This is a genomic window from Kitasatospora sp. NPDC002551 (assembly GCF_040296005.1).
GTDB lineage: Bacteria > Actinomycetota > Actinomycetes > Streptomycetales > Streptomycetaceae > Kitasatospora.
Genome location: NZ_JBEOWI010000149.1, coordinates 1 through 3,211, shown reverse-complemented (window position 1 = coordinate 3,211; position 3,211 = coordinate 1). Strand labels below are relative to the sequence as shown.

2 protein-coding genes are annotated in these 3,211 nt (G+C 70.4%); both read right to left on the bottom strand.

Annotation, left to right across the window (positions count from 1 at the left end; translation table 11 throughout):
• Nucleotides 1-99: 99 nt before the first annotated feature.
• The gene (locus ABT093_RS40675) at nucleotides 100-1,113 is read right to left on the bottom strand and encodes a replication-relaxation family protein (RefSeq protein ID WP_350572548.1); all 1,014 of its coding nucleotides are present in this window, start codon (nucleotides 1,111-1,113) and stop codon (nucleotides 100-102) included.
• On the bottom strand, nucleotides 1,110-3,211 hold a 2,102-nt coding region (locus tag ABT093_RS40670), incomplete at its 5' end, for a type IV secretory system conjugative DNA transfer family protein (protein ID WP_350572547.1). The genes ABT093_RS40670 and ABT093_RS40675, both read right to left, overlap by 4 nt.

Sequence of the window (3,211 nt, the reverse complement as noted above, 5' to 3'; positions counted from 1 at the left end):
AATCCGCTATCGTTAGTCTTGTGAGTGGTGTTCAGCGGTGTGCTCTTCCGATGTGTGTCCTTCTGGGGGGGGCGGCGCGGCGGGGCGGGCCGCGCCGGCTCACTGAGCGGTCTTGAGGTACAGGTCGGTCAGCGGGGGCCGCTGCTCGGGGGTGCCGCGCAGGAGCGGCGTGAAGATCGGCTCGAACGGGCCGCGTTCCTGCAAGAGCTGCAGCGTGGTCACGCCGATCGACAGCCGGCCGGCCAGGCGCGAGAGCCGCGGATCCGCCCGGGTCAGGGTGTAGAGGTCTTCGGTCCGCGCGGCGAGCCGGGAGGCGAGCGTGGGCGAGGGCCTGCCGTCCAAGACCACCAGGAGCCGGGGGAAGACGGGGTAGGTGTACTGCCACGCCGGCCTGGTCGACGCCGCCGACCGGCGGGCCCGGTCGGGGTGCTGCGGCACGTACTCGTGCATCCGGCCGTACGCCGCGATCTTGGCCGCCAGTCGGGCGGCCGTCATCGTGGCCCGGTCCAGCTCCAGGAACAGCGTCATCATCGCCCGCTGTCCCCGGCGCACATGCACGTAGCTCAGGACCGCGTCGCTGATGACGTGGTCGTCCTCGAAACGCCGCTGCCCGTCCCGGATCCGATGGGCGACCTCCGGCGTCCAGTCGAGCGGCCCGCACTCGTGCCCCAGCCGAGCCGCGTGCCGCACGAAGGCGATGCCCGTCTCGTTGACCGCCAGGGTGTGCAGCTGCCGAGCCCCGGCGACCGCCTCCGGCGTGATCCGGTAGGGCCGCGGGTGGAGCTCCCCGCCGTCCTCCACGGACTGCGCGCCCTCCTCGGTCAGGAACCACAGGTACGGCGGCTTGGTCGGACGCCGCGTCTTGCGCTCCCCTTGTCCGGCAGCCTGGGGCTGGTGGCTGGCCCAGATGCGCTGGACCAGACCGGCCGCGAGGAGGCCGCGCAGCTGACGGCGCAGGTAGGAGGCGCTCGCCGCCGGCAGCAGCAGCCGCTGCAGCTGATCGGTGGACATCACCCGGTGCTGGTACAGCACGTGGAGCACCCGGGTGCCGATGGAGTGGAAGCTCGCGCGCTGCTCCACGCTCGGAGCAGGGGCGTCGGTGATCATGCTCATACGACCACCGAGCCGCCGGCCGGGCCGTCGTCCTCGTCGTACGGCGGCTCTTCCTCGTCGTACGGCGGTTCCTCGTCGGTCGGGCCACTGATCACGGTGCCCGGGTCCTTGCTGATCCGAACCCGCCCGCTCTCGGGCCCCTCCTCGGCCTGGGCCTGGGTGTCGTCGGCGGCGCGCTCCTGGTCGCGGCCGCGGGGCACGTCGTCGTCATCGTCCGGCTGCACCTGGATCGAGGCGAGGGCACGCATGATCCGGTTGTCGAGCCGACGGAGGTCGTCGAGGATGTCCCGCACCGGGCGCCGACGCAGGTTCTGGTCGACGGACGCCGACAGCTTCGGCAGATCGTCGGGCCGGTGGTAGTCCTCGTACAGCTCCTCGACGCTGGCACCCCGCACCCGGAAGGGGTCGGTGCGCCCGTCGGCGAGGGTCACCGACATCACGTAGTTGTACGGCCGCAGGGCGGTGATGGTGTCCGGCTCGACCTTCTTGCCCCAGCGCCGGGTCACCAGCAGCGCCTCGTCGACGTCGCTGGCGGTCGTGGAGAGCACCGACAGGTTCTGCAGCAACCCCTGCCTGGTCGTCGGGGTCAGACGCTGTGCCATCTGCGTCATCGCCAAGAGCTTGACCCGGAACTTGCGCAGCTGTTCGGCGATCGCCGCCAGCGTGCCCTTGCTGGCCCCGTCGACCGCGGTGAGCTCGTCGATGAAGCAGTAGAAGTCCTTGCGGTCCGCCACGGGTATGTCCCGGCGCGACAGACCGGCTCGGAACAGGTCGTAGATCAGCAGGCACGACACGATCCGGTCGGTGTCGCCCGTGCCCGACGGGCAGATGAAGACGACCTTGCCCTGGTCCATGGCGGTGCGGATGTCGTAGGTGGACAACGACGACCCGAGGAACGCCTTCACTGCGTTGCTGCTGTCGAGGCGCTCGATGATGTTGGTGACGACCGGCGTCGCCTCGCCCGGGTACTTCTTGTAGGTCTTCTCCCAGAAGTCCCGCAGGTTCTTCGACAGGTAGGGGACGACGGCGTCGCGCCACTCCTCGTCGGTGAGGATCGTGCGGATCTGGAAGATCGTGGGCGCGAGTTCCGGCTTGCCGGCCTTCGCGAGCAGCAGGGACAGCTCGACGAGCGACTCGACCGAGCGGGTGAGGATCGTCTTGGCGCGGCCTGCCGAGTCGCTCCAGTTCAGCGCGCTGGAGAAGCCCGTGACCACGTACTGGACGATGTCGGGGATGTCCTCCTCTTTGCGGTTCTGCATCGACAGCGGGTTCCAGGACGCGACCCGGGCGTTCATGTCGGGCGAGGTCAGGTCGATCTCCCAGATCCGCGGCGCGAGCTCGCGGTGCGCGAGGTACGGCCGGGCCCTCTGCCAGCCGTCCCCATGCGGATCCAGAAACAGGATGCCGTGCCCGTTGTGGGCCAGCGCGATGGCCTGGACGAGGCTCATCTCCGTCTTGCCGTAGCCCGCCTTGCCCAGGAACAGGGCGAACAGCAGGTAGCGCAACGGGATGCCGGCCAGGCGCTCTCCGCCGCCGGGCCGGGAGACCCAGCCGAGCGGCAGCAGGTCGGGCTGGCCGGTCCACGACGGCAGTCCCGGGTGGGGCGGAGGGACCACACCACCGGAGCGCATCACGTTCGCCGCCGAGTTGTGCTTGGTCGGGGGCTTCAGCAGCCCGGCGATCTCCTCGCCGGTCACCCACCCACGCCGGCGCGGGGCGAAGAGCCCCGTCTCGAAGCGCCGGTCGAAGTGCTGACGGTAGAACACCGAGTCGGCGCGCAGCCGGGTGATGCCGAGGTTCAGCCCGACAGGCCGCAGGTAGTTGTCGCCCGCCCAGCCCTCCAGGGCAGCGAGAAGCTGGTCCAGCAGAAGACGCGGCCGGTGCGGGTCGGTGGAGCAGGTACGCAGGAGCAGCTGAAGGTCGAAGACCGGGTCGACACCCGGGTGGAACTTCCCCATCGCGGCCTTCATGTCGGTCGCGTTCAGCATGCGCTGCGCCCGGGGGCGGCCGCCCGCGGCCGGGCGCTTTGCCTGGGCGCCACGCATCTCGGAGGCGATCTCCGAGCCGATCGAGGACAGCCGGTCAAGGCTGAAGCCGG

Coding starts and splice junctions, on each gene's coding strand:
- ABT093_RS40675 (WP_350572548.1), bottom strand. CDS start 1,113: ATGAGCATGATCACCGACGCCCCTGCTCCGAGCGTGGAGCAGCGCGCG.